This window comes from Candidatus Sphingomonas phytovorans (assembly GCA_029202385.1).
Classification (GTDB): Bacteria; Pseudomonadota; Alphaproteobacteria; order Sphingomonadales; family Sphingomonadaceae; genus Sphingomonas; species Sphingomonas phytovorans.
Genome location: CP119314.1, coordinates 4,642,109 through 4,660,661, shown reverse-complemented (window position 1 = coordinate 4,660,661; position 18,553 = coordinate 4,642,109). Strand labels below are relative to the sequence as shown.

Genomic DNA, 18,553 nt, shown 5'->3' with positions numbered 1-18,553 from the left:
TGGACAGCCGCGTCGCGTAAGCCCTCGGCCATCTGATCTTGGCGATCGTGGCGGAGCGGTGTCTCGTTGAACTGGTGCCGGTGCGAGTGAGGCAGTGTCTCGCAGGTTCTGGGGGCATGTGGGACGTTGCGGAGATCCGCTGCGTCCCACTTTTGTTGTCAATAATCCAACAATCCTCGTGACTTAGCGGCAGGGTGTGGCATGGTTCTGCGTAGAAATAACGCAGGATAATCAGATGCTTGTCGGGTATGCGCGGACCTCGACGGTCGAGCAGGTGGCGGGGTTGGAGGCGCAGGAGACGGCGCTGGCTGCAACGGGTTGCACGAAGGTGTTCCGGGAGCAGGCGTCGTCGGTCGGGCAGCGGGGGCAGCTCGATGCGGTCTTGGACTTCGTGCGGGAGGGCGACACGCTGGTGGTGTCCCGGCTCGACCGGCTGGCGCGCTCGACGGCGGACCTGCTCGGCATCGTGGCGCTGCTGGAGGGCAAACAGGTGGGCCTTCGCGTGCTCGACTTCGGCGGGTCGGAGGTGGACACGCGCTCGCCCACGGGTCGGATGCTGCTGACGATGTTCGCGGCTGCTCGATCAGGCCGGGTGGCATGGATCCAACGAACTCGTCGTGCCCGCCAACATCACGCTCATGCCCCTGCCGCCACGCTGCCCAGAGCTCAATCCGGTCGAAAATGTCTGGCAGTTCATGCGCGACAACTGGCTCTCCAACCGCATCTTCTCATCCCATGACGACATCCTCGATCATTGCTGCCATGCCTGGAACAAGCTTGTCGACCAACCCTGGCGCATCATGTCCCTGGAACTACGCCAATGGGCTCACGGGTACTGATCAATGCTCGCTGGTATTAGCGTCTTAGAGGATGCGCTTGGCATCTAGGGTGAAAGCCGCCCGCTCGGATCAGAGTGCGCAAACGGCAGCTAGCTCTGAGTCTTCCCAAAGCGGCCAGACTGCTCACGGTCCAATCTTTACCTCAGGCCCGTTTTCGAAACTTACCTTTGATGACCTTGCCGCCCGAGCGAAGGTCGTCGAGATGATCAGACCACCATTGCGCCATCCGCACCCGTTCGGCCCAGTGCGCACCTCGATGATAAGCAGCCCTGACTTTATCCTTTTCACCATGAGCGAGAGCGCGTTCGATCGCGTCAGGATGCCACAAGCCAGACTCGTTGAGGAGCGTGCTAGCCATCGCGCGAAAACCATGGCTGGTCATTTCGTCTGAGCCATAACCCAGGCGCCGAAGCGCCACGTTCAGGGTATTCTCGCAGATAGATCGCTTCGTCGTGTGAAGCGCTGGAAAGAGGAACTCACCGGGTCGTGCGACAGTCCGCAACGCGCGGAGCAGATAGAGCGACTGCCGGGACAGCGGCACAGTGTGAGGCTGCTTCATCTTCATCCGTTCGGCAGGGATACGCCAGACCTTATCCACGAAATCGATCTCGCTCCATTTGGCTTGGCGCAGTTCGCCGGGCCGCAGAAAAACGTGCGGCGCCAGTTTCAAGGCGAAGACCGTCTCCGGACGCCCTTCATATTCGTCGATCGCGCGCAGGAGCACGCCAACCTTGGCCGGTTCGACGATCGCGGCATGGTGCTTTGTCTTGGGAACGATCAGCGCCCCGCGCAGGATGTCAGCGGGATTATGTTCGGTCCGCAGTGTAGCAAAGCCATAGCGAAACACCCGGCCGGCAAACGACCGCAACCGAAGCGCGGTTTCGTGATGCCCGCGGCGCTCGATTCGCTTCAATGCGTCGAGCAACTCGTGCGGGGTGATCGACGCGATCGGGCGCTCCGCAATCCCCTCAAGCAGCTCCAGAAACCAGCGCGCCTTCTTGATCGTGGCTGGCGACTTCCCTTCCCGCTCCATCTTCTGGATGAATTCCTCGGCAACCAGCTTGAATGTGGTCTGCGCCGCAAGTTCGGCTTTCAAGCGGCGTTGGCGCTTTTCTTCCGCGGGATCGATATCGTCGATCAGCTGGGCCTGAGCCTTGTCGCGCTCCTTGCGGGCCTGCTGCAAAGTGACGTCCGGAAAGCTGCCGAGCGATAGTTTGCGCTCCACGCCGAACTTTCTGTAGCGAAAACGCCAGAGTAGGGCTCCGGACGGCTGGACCAGGAGAAAGAGCCCGTCGGAATCAAAAACCTTAAAGGGACGCGGGGCGGGCTTAAGCGCTCGAATCTGTGTAACCGTAAGCATGGGGCCACGCCTCCTGAACTGCTCGTGGCCCCACGTTTCGTGGTCCCTTTTGAGTGGGCCACGGCGGAACATAATGAGACTTCATGGGACCGCCGAGAGGCAGTTTACCGCAGATTTCTGCGGTTTTCTAGGAGGGTTCCCGTTATGGACTGGTGCCGCTTACAGGACTCGAACCTGTGACCCCCGCATTACGAATGCGATGCTCTACCAACTGAGCTAAAGCGGCATATCCCCCGTGCGGCCCGTGGACGGGCTTTCGCGAGGGGGCGGCGCTTATCACCTGTCTCGCCGGCTGACAAGCGCTCAGGCTGCAACCGCCCCCTTTACGCAACGTTTACCACGCGCGGCGCAGAAGGGCGGGACAGCGGGCTGATCCAGGCCCTTGAGGGTAGCTTTCTGCATGGATAACGTCCGCGGTTTCGAAGAGGATCGGGTGGATCACGATCACGATACCGGCGCGAGCGGCGTCGACGAGCCACGCCTCGACATCGGCACCGACGAGCGCCGCATGCATGTCCGCGCCTATAATCACTGGGTTTCGCTGCTGCGCGGCCGCGCCTATCCGTCGATCGAGGATCTCGATCCCGCCAACATCGCCGATTTCGGCCCGCACAGCGTGCTGCTCGATTTCTCGAACGGTATCGAGGATCCGGCGATCCCCTATCTCGGCCGGCTGCTGCGCGAGGAATGCGCGCTTGATCACAGCGTCACCCATATCGCCCAGGTGCCCAGCCGGTCGCTGCTGTCGCGCCTGACCGACCATTATCTGCAGATCATCGCGAATCGCGCGCCGATCGGTTTCGAAGCCGAATTCGTCAACACGCGCGGCCACAACACCATGTATCGCGGCATCCTGATGCCCTTTTCCTCGGACGAGGATTCGATCGACTATATCTATGGCGTGATCAACTGGAAGGAACTGGTCGACGCCGAGACCCAGGCGAAGCTCGATGCCGAGGTCGATGCGTCGCGCCGCGCCGCGCCCAAGCCGGCGGCATCAGCCCCGGCCTGGGCCGACGGCCCAAGCGCCGGCATCGAGGATAGCGCCGAGGAAACCCCACCGGTGCAGGGCATCGGCACGACGCCGCCCACCGGCAGCCTCACCGACCAGTTGATGCTCGCGCAGCAGACCGCCGCCGCGGTGCGCGCGGCCGACACGCGCACGCGCAGCACGCTCTATCGCGCGCTTGCCCGCGCACATGATTTCGCCGCCGCCGCCGACGCCGATCCCGTCTCCTACCAGGCGCTGCTCGACCATGCCGGCATCGCCGTGCAACTCCGCGCCCCGATGACACCGGTCGTGAAGCTCGTCTTCGGCGCCGATTACGACAAGACTCGCCTGACCGAATATGCCGCCGTGCTGTCCCATGCCCGCCGCGCCGGCGTGCCCGCCGGTGCGCTGACCGAGTTCCTCGAAGGCTTCGAGGGCGGCATCAAGGGCGTGGTGAAGGCTGAGCGCGACGCGAAGAGACCGACAGCCCCTTCGGCCCCGGCCGACCCGGCGACCGTGCTTGACGCCCGCCCGACGCTTGCCAGGGTCTCGATCGACACCGGTCTCCACGCCGGGGACTATGTCGTCCTGCTGGCCCGTGCCGGCGATGGCGGCACGCTCGACATCGTCGCGGCCGTCGGCGGCGACACCGTGCTTACCCAGCGCGCCATGCGCCAGGCGGCAAGCTGAACGCCATCTCGCATCGCGGCTCTCGATTGACGGCGGCAATGTCGGCCACCTAAGCCCTTTTCCGTGGCTCGCCCGCTGATCGTCCGGATCGAGTCGGGGGAACGCGAGGGCAAGGAAGGCAGGAGCGTGGCGGAATACGTCTTCAAGCCGCACGAAAAGCCGACGATGCCGGGGTCGCCGGCCAATCCCGATCACCCTGCGCGCCGCCGTTTCTTCTATTTCCTGATCGGGTGCCTCATCGGCGTCACCGGCGGCCTCGGCAACGCGCTGGTGACGGTCAATCTGAACTTCGCGCAGGGCACGCTTGGTCTCAACAGCAACGAGAGCGCGTGGCTCACCGCCGCCTATTTCATGACCAATGTGACGGCCAACCTGCTGCTGGTGAAGTACCGCCAGCAATTCGGGTTGCAGCCGTTCATTCGCTATACCCTCGGCGCTTATGCCGCGACGACGCTGCTTCATCTCTTCGTTCATGATTTCTGGACATCGGTGGCGGTGCGCGCGATGAGCGGGATCGCGGCGAGCGGCCTTTCCACCCTGACGCTCCTCTACCTCATGCAGGCGATGCCAGCCGCAAAGCGGCTCGCCGGCGTGATGATGGGCATCAGCATCCCGCAGCTCGCCTCGCCGCTGGCGCGGGTCTTCTCGCCCCGGCTGCTCGAATGGGGCGACTGGCACAATCTCTACTGGTTCGAAATGGGGCTGGCGCTGGCCTCGCTGGTGGCGGTGATGATGGTGCCGCTGCCTCCGAGCGAGCGCGAGGAGGTGTTCGAGCCGCTCGATTTCCTCACCTTCGGCCTGCTCGCGCCCGGGCTATGGCTGATGATCGCGGTGCTCTCCGAAGGGCGGATCGAATGGTGGACCGACCAGCCCTGGATGGGTTGGGCACTCGCCGCCAGCGTTGCGCTGATCGCGGCGGCGCTGATCGTTGAGCATCGCCGCGCCAACCCGCTGATCAACACCCGCTGGCTCGCCACGAGGGAAGTCCTGCGGCTGATGGCGGTCGCGGCGTCGGTCCGGATCCTCCTGTCGGAACAGGCGTTCGGATCGGTCGGACTGCTGACCGTGCTCGGCATGATCAACGACCAGATGGTCGTCCTCAATATCATCATCGTGGTCGCCTCTATCGCCGGCCTCGCCACCGCGGTGCTCACCTTCCGCCCCGACAATGTCGCCCGGCCGATCACCGTCGCGGTGGTGCTGATCGTGATCGGGTCGTTCATGGATGCCGATGCGACCAACCTCACCCGCCCAAGCAGCTTCTATCTCAGCCAGGCGATCATCGGCTTCGCCTCGCTGCTGTTCCTGGCGCAGGCGATGGTGATCGGCATCGCGCGGACCCTGCTCGCCGGCGGGCGGAACTTCGTCAGCTTCGTCGTGCTGTTCAGCATCAGCCAGAGCATGGGCGGCCTGATCGGCAATGCGCTGCTCGGCACCTTCCAGGTGATCCGGGAGAAATTCCATTCGCACGCCCTGGTCCAGCATATCGTGATGACCGATCCGCTGGTCGCCGCGCGGGTGCGGGCAGGTGGCGGCGCGGTCGGTGGCGTGATCGGCGATCCGGCGCTGCGCAGCGCGGAGGGCGCAGCGATCCTGGCGCAGCAGGTCGCGCGCGAGGCGAACATCCTCGCCTATAACGACGTGTTCCTGCTGGTCGGCGTGCTCGCTATCCTCGTCGCCTTGTGGGGCTATGCAATCCGCTGGTCGATCCGCCGGCGGGGCGAACAATCGCCGATCATCCTGCTGCAACAGGCAATGCAAAAGACACAGGCGCAACAGGGGCAATGAAATGAGCGAAACCAACGAGGCAACGCCCGAAGCGCCGGAAATCGAACGTCAGATCGATTCGCCTCCCGGCTGGCGCCCCGCGGTCAAGACACCCCCGACGGTCTTCCTGATCGTCGTGCTGGCGCTCTGCGCCATCCTCGCCATCCTCTATGCATGGCGCCTGCCCCCGTTCGCCGGCTGGACCGAACGCACCGACAATGCCTATGTCCGCGGCCGGGTGACGATCATCAGCCCGCAGGTCAGCGGCTATGTCACCGACGTTCCGGTGCAGGACTTCGCCGAGGTGAAGGCCGGCCAGGTCCTGGCGACGATCGACGACCGGATCTACCGCGCGCGGGTCGCGCAGGCCGTGGCGAACGTCGCCGCGCAACAGGCGGCCCTCGCCAATTCGAGCCAGGCGCAGCGCTCGCGCGAGGTCGCGATCCAGAGCCAGGATGCCGGCATCGCCAATGCCAGCGCCCAACTCGTCCGCGCCCAGGCGGATATGAAGCGCGCCCAGGCGCTGGTCGCCGACGGATCGATCTCCACCCGCGAATTCGACCAGACCCGCGCCACCCTGCTCGCCGCCGAGGCGGGCGTGCGCCAGGCCCAGGCGAGCCGCTCGATCGGCACGCAGGACGTGCGCACCGTGCTGGTCGGCCGCGCCGGGCTCGAGGCGGCGGTGGAGGCGGCCAAAGCACAGCTCCATCTCGCCCAGATCGATCTCGACAACACCATCATCCGCGCGCCCGAGGCAGGCCAGCTTTCCGAAATCGGCGTGCGCCGCGGCGCCTATGTCACGGCCGGCACTCAATTGCTGTTCCTCGTGCCGCACAATGTCTGGGTCGTCGCCAATTACAAGGAAGCGCAGACGCGCGACATGGCGATCGGCCAGCGCGCGCGCTTCAAGGTCGACGCACTGGGCAGCGCGGCGCTGACCGGCCATGTCGAAAACATGTCGCCCGCCGCCGGGTCCGAGTTCGCCGTCCTGAAATCCGACAACGCCACCGGCAATTTCGTGAAGGTGGCGCAGCGGATCGCGGTGCGCGTGGCGATCGATCCCGGCCAGCCGCTCGCCGCGCGGCTTCGCCCCGGCATGTCGGTCGAGCTCAGCATCGACACGCGCGGCGGGAAGCGCCCGTGATCAGGGCTGCATCCTGCACGGCGCTGCTGCTGCTCGCCTCCTGCGCCGGTCCGGCGGTGGAGACCGCCCGGGTCACCCCCCTCGCCCCGCCGCCCGCCTGGCGCACCGATGCCGGGCCAGTCGCGCCGCTCGACCGCGACTGGTGGCAGGCGTTCGGCGATCCGGCGCTGACCGCGCTGGTCGAAAAGGCGCTGGCCAACAACCCCGACATCGCCATCGCCGCCGGCCGCGTGCGCGAGGCGCGGGCCAATATCGCGCTGGCCCGGTCGCGGCTGCTCCCCACGCTCGATGCCGGCATCGGCGGCGGCCCGTCGCGCTCGGTCAACGCCTTTGGCCTGCCGCTGAACCAGACCGCGCTGCAGCCGCAGATCGAGGCCAGTTACGAGATCGACCTGTTCGGCCGCCTTGCCGATCAACGCTCCGCCGCGCGCGATGCCTATCTGGCGAGCGAGGCGGCGCGCGACGCCGTCCGGCTTTCGGTCGCGGGGGCGACAGCGAACGGCTATGTCACGCTGCGCGGCCTCGACGCCCGGCTTGAGGTCGCCCGCTCCACCCTCGCGGCGCGGTCGGATTCGCTGCGCATCGCCCGGTCGCGCGTCAGCCGCGGCTATTCCCCCAAGCTCGAGCTGCAGCAGGCCGAGGCCGAATATGAGGCGACCGCGCAGATCGTCCCCCAGATCGAGCTCGGCATCGCCCGGACCGAGGACTCGCTCAGCGCGCTGACCGGCGAGACCCCGCAGGCGGTCGCGCGTGGTCTCGCGCTTGACCGGCTGGCCGAGCCCGCCATTCCCGCCGGCCTGCCCTCGGAGCTGCTGCGCCGCCGCCCCGACGTGGCCCAGGCCGAGTATCAGCTCGCGGCGAGCGACAGGTCGCTGGCGGCGGCGCGCAAGCGTTTCCTGCCACAAGTGCAGCTCACCGCCGCCGCTGGCGCCGCGTTTTCTACGGTGCTGCAGGACCCGATCACGATCTGGTCGCTCGGCGCCAGTATCCTAGCGCCCCTGTTTCAGGGCGGGCGGCTGACCGCGCAGGCTGAAGCGGCGGGCGCGCAGCGCGACCAGGCCGCCTTCGCCTATCGCCGTGCGGCGTTGACGGCGTTCCGCGAGGTCGAGGACGCGCTGGCCGCGGCCGCGCGTCTCGACCAGCAGGCTGCCTCGGCACAGCGCCAGCGCGACGCGCTGGCCGAAGGGCTGCGGCTGGCGACCAATCGCTACCGCGAGGGCTATTCGCCCTATCTCGAACAGCTCGATGCGCAGCGCGGCCTGCTCGGCGCGCAACTGGCGCTGGTCCAGGTCCGTACCGACGCCCTGTCGGCGCGGATCCAGCTCTACCAGGCGATGGGGGGCGGATGGTCGATGTGCGTGCCCGGCGAGGGGAGCTGCACGGCGGGGCTCTGACTGCCCTGGAGGGGCAGGAACCAGCGCGGGAAAGACAGGTAGCGATGACGCATACGGGGACGCATACGGGCAGGCACTGAAAGCGCGACGCCCGGCCCTTGCCTGAGAGAGCCGGGCGCCCGGGCGTCAGTTGCCGCTGTCGTCGTCGCTTGGCGGCGCCTCGCTGTCGTCGGCCGGCTGGGCCTCGCCCTCGGCGAAATGCTCCTTCACTGCCTTGACGCCCTCGAACCCGGCAACGGCTGCGGCCGCCTTGGCGAGCAGCCCCGCATTGGGATCGACGGCTTCGAGCGCCTTGTCCCCGGCGAAGGCGCCGGCGGCTTCTTCAGCAAAATCCAGAATACCCATGTATTTTCTCCACACCAGGCGACTCGTTGCCTGGCCGGCCGATGCTAGGCCGCGCCACGTGTCAGAATCCTGACAGCTTGGTGACGCCCGGCCCGGAGCGGGGCGCGGCGCGTGATGCGATAGACGGTCGCGGGCGGCACGTTCAGCACCGCGCGGCCGACCACCACCGCCTTCAGCCCGAGCCGGTCGAGGATTGGCCGCGGCACCGGGCAGCGCCGACCATAAGTGAACTGGTACAGCGCCCCGCCCGCACCGAGATGCGCGAACGCCCCGCGCAGGATCGCGAAGACCTTGCGCCGCGGCATGTTCAGCAGCGGTAACCCGCTGATCACCGCCGCCACCGGCATGGCGTCCGGCAGCAGGAATCCGCCCAGCCGGTCCGCGTCGAGCGCCAGCAGCCGTGCCTCCGGAAAGGCCCCGCGCAACGCCCGGCCGAACAAGGGATCGGATTCGATCAAGGTCAAGTCGCGCTCCCGCACGCCGCGCGCCAGCAGCGCCCGGGTGAACACGCCGGTGCCCGGCCCAAGCTCGATCACGCCAACCCCGGGCTCCACCCCGCTGGTGATCAGCCGCGCCAGCGCCTGCCCCGAGGGCAGGATAGCCCCCACCTGAGACGGCCGCGCCACCAGCGCACGCAGGAAGCGCAGCGTCTCGGCGACACCCCGCGTGGCGCCGCGCCTTCCCGACTTCGACGGAATCGCTTCCGGCATCCACTTTCCTCCAGCCAGCGCCATGCGGCCAGGATCGGCGTAGGCGGCCAGGATTGCGCGAACCTTGCGCGATGATCATCGCCCGCGCCTTTCCGCGTCCAGCCCGGGCAATTCGATCCGCATGCACAGGCCGCCGCCCGGGCTGTCGAGCGCGACGATCCGGCCGCCGTGAAGCGCGACGATCTCCCCGGCGAGATTCAGGCCGAGGCCGGCGCCATCGCCCCCGGCGCCGAGGCGACGGAAGGGCTCAAACATCCGCGACCGCTCGGCCTCCGGGATGCCGGGTCCTTCGTCATGCACCTCGATGGCGGCGTCGGGGCCGACCCGAACGACGATCGCGCCGCGCCGGCCGCCATGGCCGATCGCATTCTGGACGAGGTTGATCAGCGCGCGTTCGAGCGACGAGCGGTCGGCCAGCGCCTCCACCGGGCCGCCGGCCGATTCGAGCCCGAGCGTATAGCCGGCCCCGATCGCCATCGGCGCGAGATCGGCGGCGACGTCGCGCGCCAGCGCGACCAGGTCGAGCGGGGCCATGTCGGCCCGCCCCTGCCGCCTGAGCCGCTCGAGATCGAGCAGCTGGTCGGCGAGGTTGGCCAGCCGCCCGGCATCCTCCACCAGCCGCGCCCTGACCGGATCGTCGGGCAGCAGCCCGAGCCGCGTGGTGAGGATCGCGATCGGCGTGCGCAGTTCGTGCGCCGCATCGGCCAGGAAGCGCCGGTGCCGTTCATGCCCCTCGTCGAGCCGCGCCAGGGTCGCGTTGACCGCATCGACCAGCGGCCTGACCTCGCGCGGGACCGTCTCGACAGGCAGCCGCGCGCCGCGCCGCTCGATATCGATCCGCTCCGCCTCGCCGATCGCGCCATCGAGCCCCGCCAGCGCCGAGCGCACCACGACCGGCGTGGCGAGCCAGGTGGCGAGCCCCATCATCGCCAGGATCGGCAGGAGGAAGAGCAGGACAAGCAGCAGCGCGGAGCCCACCAGCCGGTACCAGGGCGCATGTAGGCCGGGGCCGGTCATCACCTGGAGCGCGCCGGCCGGGGTATGGATCCACTGGAGGCGCGCGGTCGGCCGGGGCGGATCGCCGAGGTTCCAGCCGAGCCGCGCCTGCCCCACCCGGTCGAGCGCCGCGCCGATCCCGGCGAATTCGCCCGGCACCGCGCCGTGCGACAGGCGGTGGCCGGCACGATCCTTCACGGTGAACCACAGATCGGGCACGCCGGCCTCGAGCGACGCCAGCGCCGGCGTGCGCCGCAGCGCGATCCCGCCCCCCGGCGCGCGCACCGCCGCCTCGCGCACGGCGGCGATGACATCGTCGCCGGGCTCGTACAGGTCGAACGCCCCCTGCGCCATCAGCCCGGCGACCAGCAGCGCGACGACGGCGGCCAGGATCAGCGCCTGGAGAGTCACCAGCCGCCAGCGGAATTGCGCGCGGAGCGACGGGCCGGCGCGCGCCGGCATCAGGCCTGTTTCAGCAGATAGCCGACGCCGCGAATGGCGTGGATCTCCACGCCGGCATCGCCCTCGACCAGCTTGCGCCGCAGCCGCGACACATGGGCGTCGAGCGAATTGGAATGCACCTCGTCGTCGAAGCCATAGACCGCATCCTCGATGAAGCCGCGCTGGACCGTCCTGCCAAGACGCCGAACCAGCGCCTCGAGCAGCAGCAGCTCCCGGCGCGGCAGGACGAGCGGGACGCCACCGATGCTCGCGACCCGTTCCCGGAAATCGAAGACCAGCCGGCCGGCGGTGACCGTCGAGGGCGACAGGTCGGACGGCCGCCGGCTGATCGCGCGCAGCCGGGCAAGCAGCTCCTCCGTGGCGAAGGGCTTCGCCATGTAATCGTCGGCGCCGGCATCCAGCCCGTCGATCCGGTCGGCCAGGTCCCCCTTCGCGGTGAGCACGATCACCGGCGTACCGCGCCCGGCCTGGCGCAACGGGCCGAGCAGGGCGAGCCCGTCGCCGTCAGGCAGGCTCCGGTCGAGCAGCACCGCGTCATAACAGGCCATGGCGAGCGACGCCTCGGCGCAGCGCAGCCGCGGCGCGAGATCGACGATCATGTCGTCGCGCTGAAGCGTGCACCGAAGCGCCATTGCCATTTCCGGATCATCCTCGACCAACAATATCCGCAATGAGAATTCCTCGTCCGTCTTTTTGGCTGCCACGCTGACGGCCACGGATTGCCCGAACATTGCGGGCGGCGTGGACGCCCTGCCTGGCGCGAGCTGCGAGACGGCGTTTCCACCGGCCCGGGCGAAGGCCGTACGCGCTCCACCACTCCCAAGACGCCGCCCCGCCGCCCTTCCCTCACAACGGATGAATGGGCGATGCATGGGGCCGGAAGGCCGGCGCGAGGATTTCATCCGGATGATCGAAGCGGAGCCGCGCTGTTCCTTCCCAACATGCTTGGGAAGGGGGCACTAAAGGTGGTGAAGGGAAAGCTCGTGACGTGCGGCGCTGCCATCCGCGACGCCGAAGGCGCAGGCCTTCGGCAAGGTCGAGGCGAGTGCCTGTGGAGCGGCTTGTGACCACAATTGGGCCGGGAGCGGGCTCGCAGCTTCCAGATGATGGAAACAGGGAAACTGCCATTCCAGACTGGGCGGCGTGCCCGACCGCTTCCGACCAATTTAAGCCGCTTGATATCGAGGCATGACCGACCGGTTCTTACTGATAGCCGCCGATCCGCTCAGGTTCAGCGCTCTCTTTCGTACAGGCCGCGCTGGAATGCGAGGAACGTAGAGCGGATTTCAGCCACCGATCCAAGCTCGCGCAGGGCATCCATGGGCGTACCATACTTCAGTCCAAGAAGGGCTGGCAGCTTGCCGTCGTCTAGCTCGCTTTCGCCGACGGTGGCATATTGCGACAGGACGAAATCGAGAAAGTCGCGCTGCTTGTCATCATAGCGAGAGAGGATTGCTTCGCGCCGAATGTCTGCCCGCTCGATCCGCTTGAGGGGCGGACGCGCCCAAGCGATGAAGGCCAGCACGTCGAACAGGTCGCTTTCCTGCGCATCCGTCGCCCGGCGAATGCCGTCGAGCGCCTCGCCGGTGAAGCCGCGTTCAGCCAAACCTTCCACCAGCTTGCGCCGCGTGTCCGGCTGACTCCAGATCGTGCGTAGCTCGTCTTCATCGCGGAATAGATCGGGCAACTGGCCGAACAAGTCTTCGATGAATTGCTGCGCCGAAACCGGCTTGCCATCCACGCTCCAGAAGGTCGTGGCGCTGATATGTTGGAACGCGCGTTCCTTTCCATCGGCCAGCCGGATCACCAGCTTGGCTTTCGGAGGCTCGGGGTCCGGCGTCGGTTCTGGAAGCTCCGGTGGATCGCCTTTCGGCTTCCCGTTGCGCGGTTCTTTGGGCGGCTCAGGGTCCAGCGGCTCGCCGTCCCACTCGGGATCGTTGAAGTGCTCATAGGCCTTCACGAAATCGAGGATCGTGAAATAGTCCTTGCCATCGAACAGCCGCGTGCCGCGCCCGATGATCTGCTTGAACTCGATCATGGAATTGACCGGCCGCATCAACACGATGTTGCGGACGTTGCGCGCATCGACCCCAGTGGAAAGCTTCTGTGAGGTCGTCAGGATGGTCGGGATGGTCTTGTCGTTGTCCTGGAAGGTGCGCAGCCACTGATCGCCGATCGTGCCGTCCGAGGCGGTGACGCGGACGCAATAGTTCGGATTGGTGTTGCTCTTCTCCTGGTTGATCAGGTCGCGCACAATGCCAGCGTGTTCCTGCGTCGCGCAGAAGACGATCGTCTTTTCGCGCTGGTCAATCATGCTGATGAATGTGCGAACGCGGTAAGCCTCGCGCTCACGGATTTCGATCGTGCGGTTGAAATCGCCTTCGGTGTAGCGCTTACCGTCCTGCACCTCGCCTTCGATCACGGCATCGTCAGACGTATAGACATATTCGTCGATGGTCGTGCCGATTTGGCGGACCTTGAACGGCGTCAGGTAGCCGTCGTTGATCCCCTCTTTCAGCGAGTAGGCGTAAACCGGCTGGCCGAAATAGGCGTAGGTGTCGGCGTTGTTCCTGCGCTTGGGCGTGGCCGTCAGGCCGATCTGCACGGCGGGCGCGAAATAGTCGAGGATCGCCCGCCATTCGCTCTCGTCCTTCGCGCCGCCGCGATGGCACTCATCGATGATGATGCAGTCGAAGAAGTCGGGCGGATAGTCGCCGAAATAGGGCGCGGGATCGCCGTTGGCGTCGGTGCCGCTGGTGAAAGTCTGGAAGATGGTGAAGAAGATGCTGGCGTTCTTGGGCACCGTACCCTTCTTCTTGATGTCGCCCGGCGTGATCCGCGCCAACGCGCCATCGTCGAACGCCGAGAAGCTATTGTAGGCCTGATCGGCGAGAATGTTGCGATCGGCCAGGAACAGGATGCGCGGATGCCGCTGTGGCTCGCCGGCCGCCTTCCAGTCGGAGAGGTTCCAGCGGGCATGGAACAGCTTCCACGCGATCTGGAAGGCGATGGCGGTCTTGCCTGTGCCGGTGGCGAGCGTCAGCAGCACACGGTCACGGTTCTCGCTGATTGCCTCCAGCACGCGCTCGATCGCGTTGTGCTGGTAATAGCGCGGTTCGAAGCGGCCGCCGCCGGTTTCATAGGCGACGGCGGCGAAGCGGTCGCGCCAGCGGTTCGCCTCGGCAAAGGTGGCATCCCACAGTTCCTGCGGTGTCGGGTAGCCATCGACCAGCCCTTCCGCGCCGGTCTGCATGTCCATGCGATAAATCTGCTTGCCGTTGCTGGCATAGGCGAAGCGGCATTGCAGCCGGGCGGCATAGTCCTTCGCCTGCCCAACGCCATCGGTGTAACTCTTGGTCGCCGCCTTGGCTTCGAGCGTGGCAAGCTTCGTATTGCGATAGACCAGCACGTAATCGCAGGATAGCGCGCGGGCGCGCTTCCCCTTGCCCATGATCCGGCCGGGGGCGATCACCTCGCGCCGGGTGCGGCTGCCGTCGATCACACCCCAGCCGGCCTCGCGCAGCGCGGGGTCGATCAGTTCGGCGCGGGTCTCGGCTTCGTTCAAAAGAGCATGGCCTCCTGCCCGCCGACGCGCTTCGCTGATCCGTCCGGCTCGATGCCTTTTGCGCGGATGGTTGCGATGGCCTGCCGAAATTTGCCTTCGCCGAATTTCTGCTTGGCGATGTGCCAATTCTCGCGGGCCTCATGGATGATGGCCGCATCGGTAGGGTACGTGCCGTCCAGAAGCAGGTTATTCCAAGCTGCATGGACAGTAGCGAGCAATTCGGCCTGCTCCGAGTTCATGGGAGCGATCAGCCCTATGGCGCTTTCCAGACGATTCCGCACCGGCTTCAAGGCCTCTGCTCCCTTGGCGACCATTTCATTAAACCTGGAAAGCTTCCTGAAGGTATAACCGTTACCCGTCAGTCTCTGCACAAACTCGAAGAACTGGTTCGCTTTCGCCCACTCTTCGGCCGCGAGCATGTGCTGGAAATCGTTCGGCCCCGCCGCGTCTTTGACTGGGTTGCGGCCCAGATCGACGCCGCCAACGCTCTCACAAAGGTGCAATGCCTTTTGCGCCTTCACCCGCCCAAACGTCGCCTCCGTACCCAAGGCAAAGTGATGGCGATAGGCCAGCGCAATGACATGCGCGGTAAACGCAGGGGTTTTCCAGTTATCATTGGCCGCCGCCGGCCCAGCCATGACGAGTTCGCCCGCAAAGGCGCGGTGCAAGATGGTTTGTTTCAAGGCATCCAAAGATATCAGCTTCTGAGCATACAGGGTTTCCATGCCTTGCACTTGCTCAGAGAGCGCACCCAATCGAGCGACGATTTCCATTTGCACAGCCTTAGGGGGAAATGGGAATCGCTCATTTTCGAAGGTCGCAAGGTTGATGTTCGCTTGAGCGCTCCCCTTACCCTTCGCTTGCAAGACGGCTTTCAACGATTGGAGCAGATATTCAACATAGCTGTTGGACGTTCGCGCCGGGTCAACGACCATCCCGATCACGCTGTCCGGGAAGCACGCATCAAAATCCAAAATGCCGGTTTCAGCTATGTTGGCAGCAATAGTGATGCAGATCGTTCCCCTTGGCCAAAGCTTGCTTTGCGCCAATCCTGCCTCGCTGTAGGTCTGTGAGTATTCCTTGATCAGATGATCACTGTTCCGAACATCTCCGGTCTGTATGAACGGGTAGTCGCCACCATAGAGCTTCGGATCGTTGCGCGGTCGATGCTTGGATTTGCCGCGCCCAAAATCCCGCGCCGCTTCCTTCAGCGTCATGAGTTCCCAAGATGGGTCGGAGTCCGCGAATGTGTCGCGAACGCTCGCGTCGAACAACTCTCGCGCGTTGGCTAGGTTCTTTTCGGCGTTGGCAGTTGCGGTGGCGATGGCGGCGAAGGCATCATCCAGCACAGCCACAATCCGACGCTGTTCTGCCAGGTCCGTTGGGTAGCTGATTTCAAATTTTGCGACGACTGATCGAGCCAATTCTGTCTGGCCACTCGCGCCCTCGCCGCTTGCAGCCAATTGGTCTTCAAGCATAATCAGCGCATAACCGAAGAAGTCGAGGTCAAACTCTCCTGGCTTCGGGCGAACGATCGTTACATGTGTGTCGACCGTCGTGGGTTCCTCTGGATGGCGGCGTACTCGGGCGACGCGACCTAAAGTGCCCGTTCCAGTGGAATTGATGAGCACGTCGCCTACTTGTAAGAAGCGATCAAGAGGAACGCGCTTCGCTGTCGCATCATGCCTGCGACCCAAGGAGTAGTTAAGCCCATGGTCGCGGACACATTTTTGATTCAGAACGAGGGTGCCTGCATCATCGACATATCTCGGGGCAACGCCGCGTGCGATTAGTGAACAGACTTCGCTCAATGCTGCCGTCTTCCAGACCGCGCTCACAGCAATTCCCTCACCCGCGCTAGAATCTCCGCACTCTCAGCATCCAGCGCGGCAATCTCGTCCAGTATCTCCAGTGGACTGCGCAGCGCCTTGGCTTCGGGCGCATTGGGGTTGCGCACGGTTAGATCGAAGGTCGCGGGATCAAGCGTGTCCGCTGTCACGCTCCACGCGTTCGGCCCCTCGGCGAAGCTCGCCTGCCGCTCGATGAAATCCGTCATATCGGCATCATTCAGCGGGTTGGTCTTGCCCATGTTGCGGCCGGGATCGAGCCGGTAATACCAGATGCTGCGGGTCGGCTCGCCCTTGTCGAAGAACAGCACCACGGTCTTGACGCCCGCGCCTTGGAAGGTGCCGCCGGGCATGTCGAGCACGGTGTGCAGGTTGCAGCTTTCCAGCAGCTCGCGACGCAGCGCCACGCTGGCATTGTCGGTGTTGGACAGGAAGGTGTTCTTGATCACCACCGCCGCCGATCCGCCCGCGCGTAGCGACTTGATGAAGTGCTGGAGAAACAGATAGGCGGTCTCCCCGGTTTTGATCGGGAAGTTCTGCTGGATTTCCGGCCGCTCCTTGCCGCCGAAGGGCGGGTTGGCCAGGATGACGTCGAAGCGGTCTTTCTCCTGAATGTCGAGCACCGGTTCGGCAAGTGTGTTGGTGTGGACGATGTTGGGCGCTTCGATCCCGTGCAGAATCATGTTCATCGTGCCGATAACGTAGGCGAGGCTCTTCTTCTCCTTGGCGAAGAAGGTGCGCTTCTGGAGCCGTTCGAGGTCGCTGGCTGTCTTCGCTATCGGACGGAGATAGTCGTAGGCTTCGCACAGGAAGCCGCAGGAACCGGCCGCGCCGTCATATACGGTGTCGTTCAGCGTCGGCTTCACCACCTTGATCATCGCACGGATCAGCGAGCGCGGGGTGTAATATTCCCCGCCATTGCGGCCGGCATTGCCCATGTTCTTGATCTTGGCTTCGTACAGCTCGGAAAGTTCGTGCTTCTGGTTTCGGCTGCCGAAGGACAACTGGTCGATGGCGTCGATCGCGTCGCGCAGCGAGTAGCCGGACTGGAACTTGTTGCGGATTTCGCCGAAAATCTCGCCGATCTTGTATTCGATTGTGTCGGCACTGTTAGCGCGGCCCTTGAACCCCTCCAGATAGGGGAACAGTTCGCGGTTCACATAGCCGATCAGGTCCGGCCCGGTTCTGGCGCGGTTGTGGTCGAGCTTGCCGGCAGCATCCTTCGGTGCGGCCCACAGACCCCAGCGATGCGCGGCGTCAATGATCGGCGTGTAAGCCTGCCCGCGCAGTTCGGCTTCGGTGGCGCGGGCCGTCTCCAGATCGTCCAGATATTTCAGGAACAGCAGCCAACTGGTCTGTTCAGTGTAGTCCAGTTCGGAAGCGCAGCCAGCTTCCTTGCGAAGAATATCGTCGAGGTTCTTGAAGGTCTGTTCGAACATGGGCGGGAGGTAGCAGTGGCCGGCGAGGGACCACAAGCGGAGATCGTCGCCCCCTTTCGTCATCAGTAATCGTGTGAGTATGGCGTCTCAGGTGCCGGGCTGTTAGGCGACAGTCCGCTGACGGCGCACCTCGGTCAATCGGCAATAGCGCTTTTGCAAAACCGAGGGGCTGCTCTCGCCGAAAGCCGCCATCCCAGCGGCGAGCCGGGAACGACGGCTTCGTCCCCAAAGTCGGTCGTTCGAGATTATGCTTCGGTCAGCGAACCACTTCTGTTGAGATCACACGAAATGAGGTCGAACGGCGACAAAGGGGCGCAAAGCTGTCATCAAGCACCGCCGGGATAGAGCTGAACGACATACCGGCTGACGCCGGTAGGATCATTGTGAGTGGCTGAAGCCTTCCTTGTGGGTGTGTTTATCGAGATACCGCATGATGATGTCGTCGGTGATGTTGCCGGAGGTGGTTGAGAAGTAGCCTCGCTGCCAGAAACGCTGCCCCCAGTAGCGCTTACGGATATGCTCGAACTCCTGTTGGATTTTGCGCGACGAGCGTCCTTTGGCGCGGCGCACGAAATCGCTGACCGAGATGTGCGGTGGGATTTCGACGAACATATGAACGTGGTCGCTCGACAAGGCGCCGTTGATGATCGTCACGCCCATTTCGGCGCAGACTTGCCGGATAATCTCACGGACCCGCAGCCGGACCTCGCCGCGCAGCACCTTGAACCGATATTTCGGTGCCCAGACAAGATGATAGCGATGATGGAATGTCGTGTGACAACCGGTCGAATAGCCCATAGTCTGTATCCTCGGAAAAAATGGGACGTACGCCCTTCGGGCCGCCCCATTTTTTCCGAGGATACAGACTATCGCGCGAGTCAGAGGCTGAAGCCAGTATCCGACTGAAGTCGGAGGGGTTTCTCCTCAGCGAGGACTCTAAAAAATCTTATATAACCAACTGATAATATACGATTAAATCTCAGAACCCCTTATCCCAAAAATGT

Annotated in this window: 13 protein-coding genes, 1 tRNA gene and 2 pseudogenes; 6 read left to right on the top strand and 10 right to left on the bottom strand. The window is 64.8% G+C overall.

Translation table 11 applies throughout. From position 1 onward, the window contains the following. Window positions 1-235: 235 nt before the first annotated feature. Both P0Y59_21530 and P0Y59_21525 read left to right on the top strand, forming a co-directional pair. Window positions 236-580 (top strand): annotated as a pseudogene (locus P0Y59_21530) (recombinase family protein). Further along, a pseudogene (locus tag P0Y59_21525) lies at window positions 576-839 on the top strand (transposase). The pseudogenes P0Y59_21530 and P0Y59_21525 overlap by 5 nt, the downstream one beginning before the upstream one ends. A gap of 142 nt (window positions 840-981) precedes the next feature. Here P0Y59_21525 and P0Y59_21520 read toward each other — a convergent pair. Continuing rightward, complete coding sequence (locus tag P0Y59_21520) at window positions 982-2,199, bottom strand: integrase arm-type DNA-binding domain-containing protein (protein WEJ99463.1); 1,218 nt, start codon at window positions 2,197-2,199, stop codon at window positions 982-984. Between the two features lie 150 nt (window positions 2,200-2,349). Next, window positions 2,350-2,425 (bottom strand) — tRNA-Thr (locus P0Y59_21515). Window positions 2,426-2,599: 174 nt separating this feature from the next. Here P0Y59_21515 and P0Y59_21510 point away from each other — a divergent pair. The 4 genes from P0Y59_21510 (at window position 2,600) to P0Y59_21495 (ending at window position 8,185) form a co-directional block, all read left to right on the top strand. Next, the gene (locus P0Y59_21510) at window positions 2,600-3,880 is read left to right on the top strand and encodes a hypothetical protein (protein WEJ99462.1); all 1,281 of its coding nucleotides are present in this window, start codon (window positions 2,600-2,602) and stop codon (window positions 3,878-3,880) included. A gap of 63 nt (window positions 3,881-3,943) precedes the next feature. Beyond that, on the top strand, window positions 3,944-5,668 hold the full coding sequence (locus P0Y59_21505) for an MFS transporter (GenBank protein WEJ99461.1): 1,725 nt from the start codon (window positions 3,944-3,946) through the stop codon (window positions 5,666-5,668). Window position 5,669: 1 nt separating this feature from the next. Next, entirely contained in the window at window positions 5,670-6,791 is a 1,122-nt protein-coding gene (locus P0Y59_21500; protein WEJ99460.1) for an HlyD family secretion protein, read from the top strand. Continuing rightward, a complete protein-coding gene (locus tag P0Y59_21495) occupies window positions 6,788-8,185 on the top strand; it encodes an efflux transporter outer membrane subunit (protein ID WEJ99459.1) in 1,398 nt (465 codons plus the stop codon). The genes P0Y59_21500 and P0Y59_21495 overlap by 4 nt, the downstream gene beginning before the upstream one ends. A 126-nt stretch (window positions 8,186-8,311) precedes the next feature. On the opposite strand, the gene P0Y59_21490 is transcribed toward P0Y59_21495, so the two are convergent. The 8 genes from P0Y59_21490 to tnpA form a co-directional block, all read right to left on the bottom strand. Next, window positions 8,312-8,530 carry a hypothetical protein gene (locus tag P0Y59_21490; GenBank protein ID WEJ99458.1) on the bottom strand — a complete coding sequence of 73 codons (219 nt, stop codon included), beginning with the start codon at window positions 8,528-8,530 and terminating at the stop codon, window positions 8,312-8,314. Between the two features lie 44 nt (window positions 8,531-8,574). Continuing rightward, entirely contained in the window at window positions 8,575-9,240 is a 666-nt protein-coding gene (locus tag P0Y59_21485) for an SAM-dependent methyltransferase (protein ID WEJ99457.1), read from the bottom strand. A 75-nt stretch (window positions 9,241-9,315) separates the two neighbouring features. Further along, window positions 9,316-10,698, bottom strand: coding sequence for a HAMP domain-containing sensor histidine kinase (locus P0Y59_21480; protein WEJ99456.1), 1,383 nt, complete (start codon window positions 10,696-10,698; stop codon window positions 9,316-9,318). Next, complete coding sequence (locus P0Y59_21475) at window positions 10,698-11,369, bottom strand: response regulator transcription factor (protein WEJ99455.1); 672 nt, start codon at window positions 11,367-11,369, stop codon at window positions 10,698-10,700. The genes P0Y59_21480 and P0Y59_21475 overlap by 1 nt, the downstream gene beginning before the upstream one ends. 560 nt (window positions 11,370-11,929) lie before the next feature. Continuing rightward, window positions 11,930-13,957 carry a DEAD/DEAH box helicase family protein gene (locus P0Y59_21470; protein WEJ99454.1) on the bottom strand — a complete coding sequence of 676 codons (2,028 nt, stop codon included), beginning with the start codon at window positions 13,955-13,957 and terminating at the stop codon, window positions 11,930-11,932. 302 nt (window positions 13,958-14,259) lie between these two features. Beyond that, window positions 14,260-16,101, bottom strand: coding sequence for a restriction endonuclease subunit S (locus P0Y59_21465; GenBank protein WEJ99453.1), 1,842 nt, complete (start codon window positions 16,099-16,101; stop codon window positions 14,260-14,262). Further along, window positions 16,098-17,549, bottom strand: coding sequence for an N-6 DNA methylase (locus P0Y59_21460; GenBank protein WEJ99452.1), 1,452 nt, complete (start codon window positions 17,547-17,549; stop codon window positions 16,098-16,100). Before P0Y59_21460 ends, P0Y59_21465 begins: the two co-directional genes overlap by 4 nt. Window positions 17,550-17,927: 378 nt before the next feature. Further along, on the bottom strand, window positions 17,928-18,347 hold the full coding sequence (gene tnpA / locus P0Y59_21455; protein WEJ99451.1) for an IS200/IS605 family transposase: 420 nt from the start codon (window positions 18,345-18,347) through the stop codon (window positions 17,928-17,930). Window positions 18,348-18,553 lie beyond the last annotated feature (206 nt).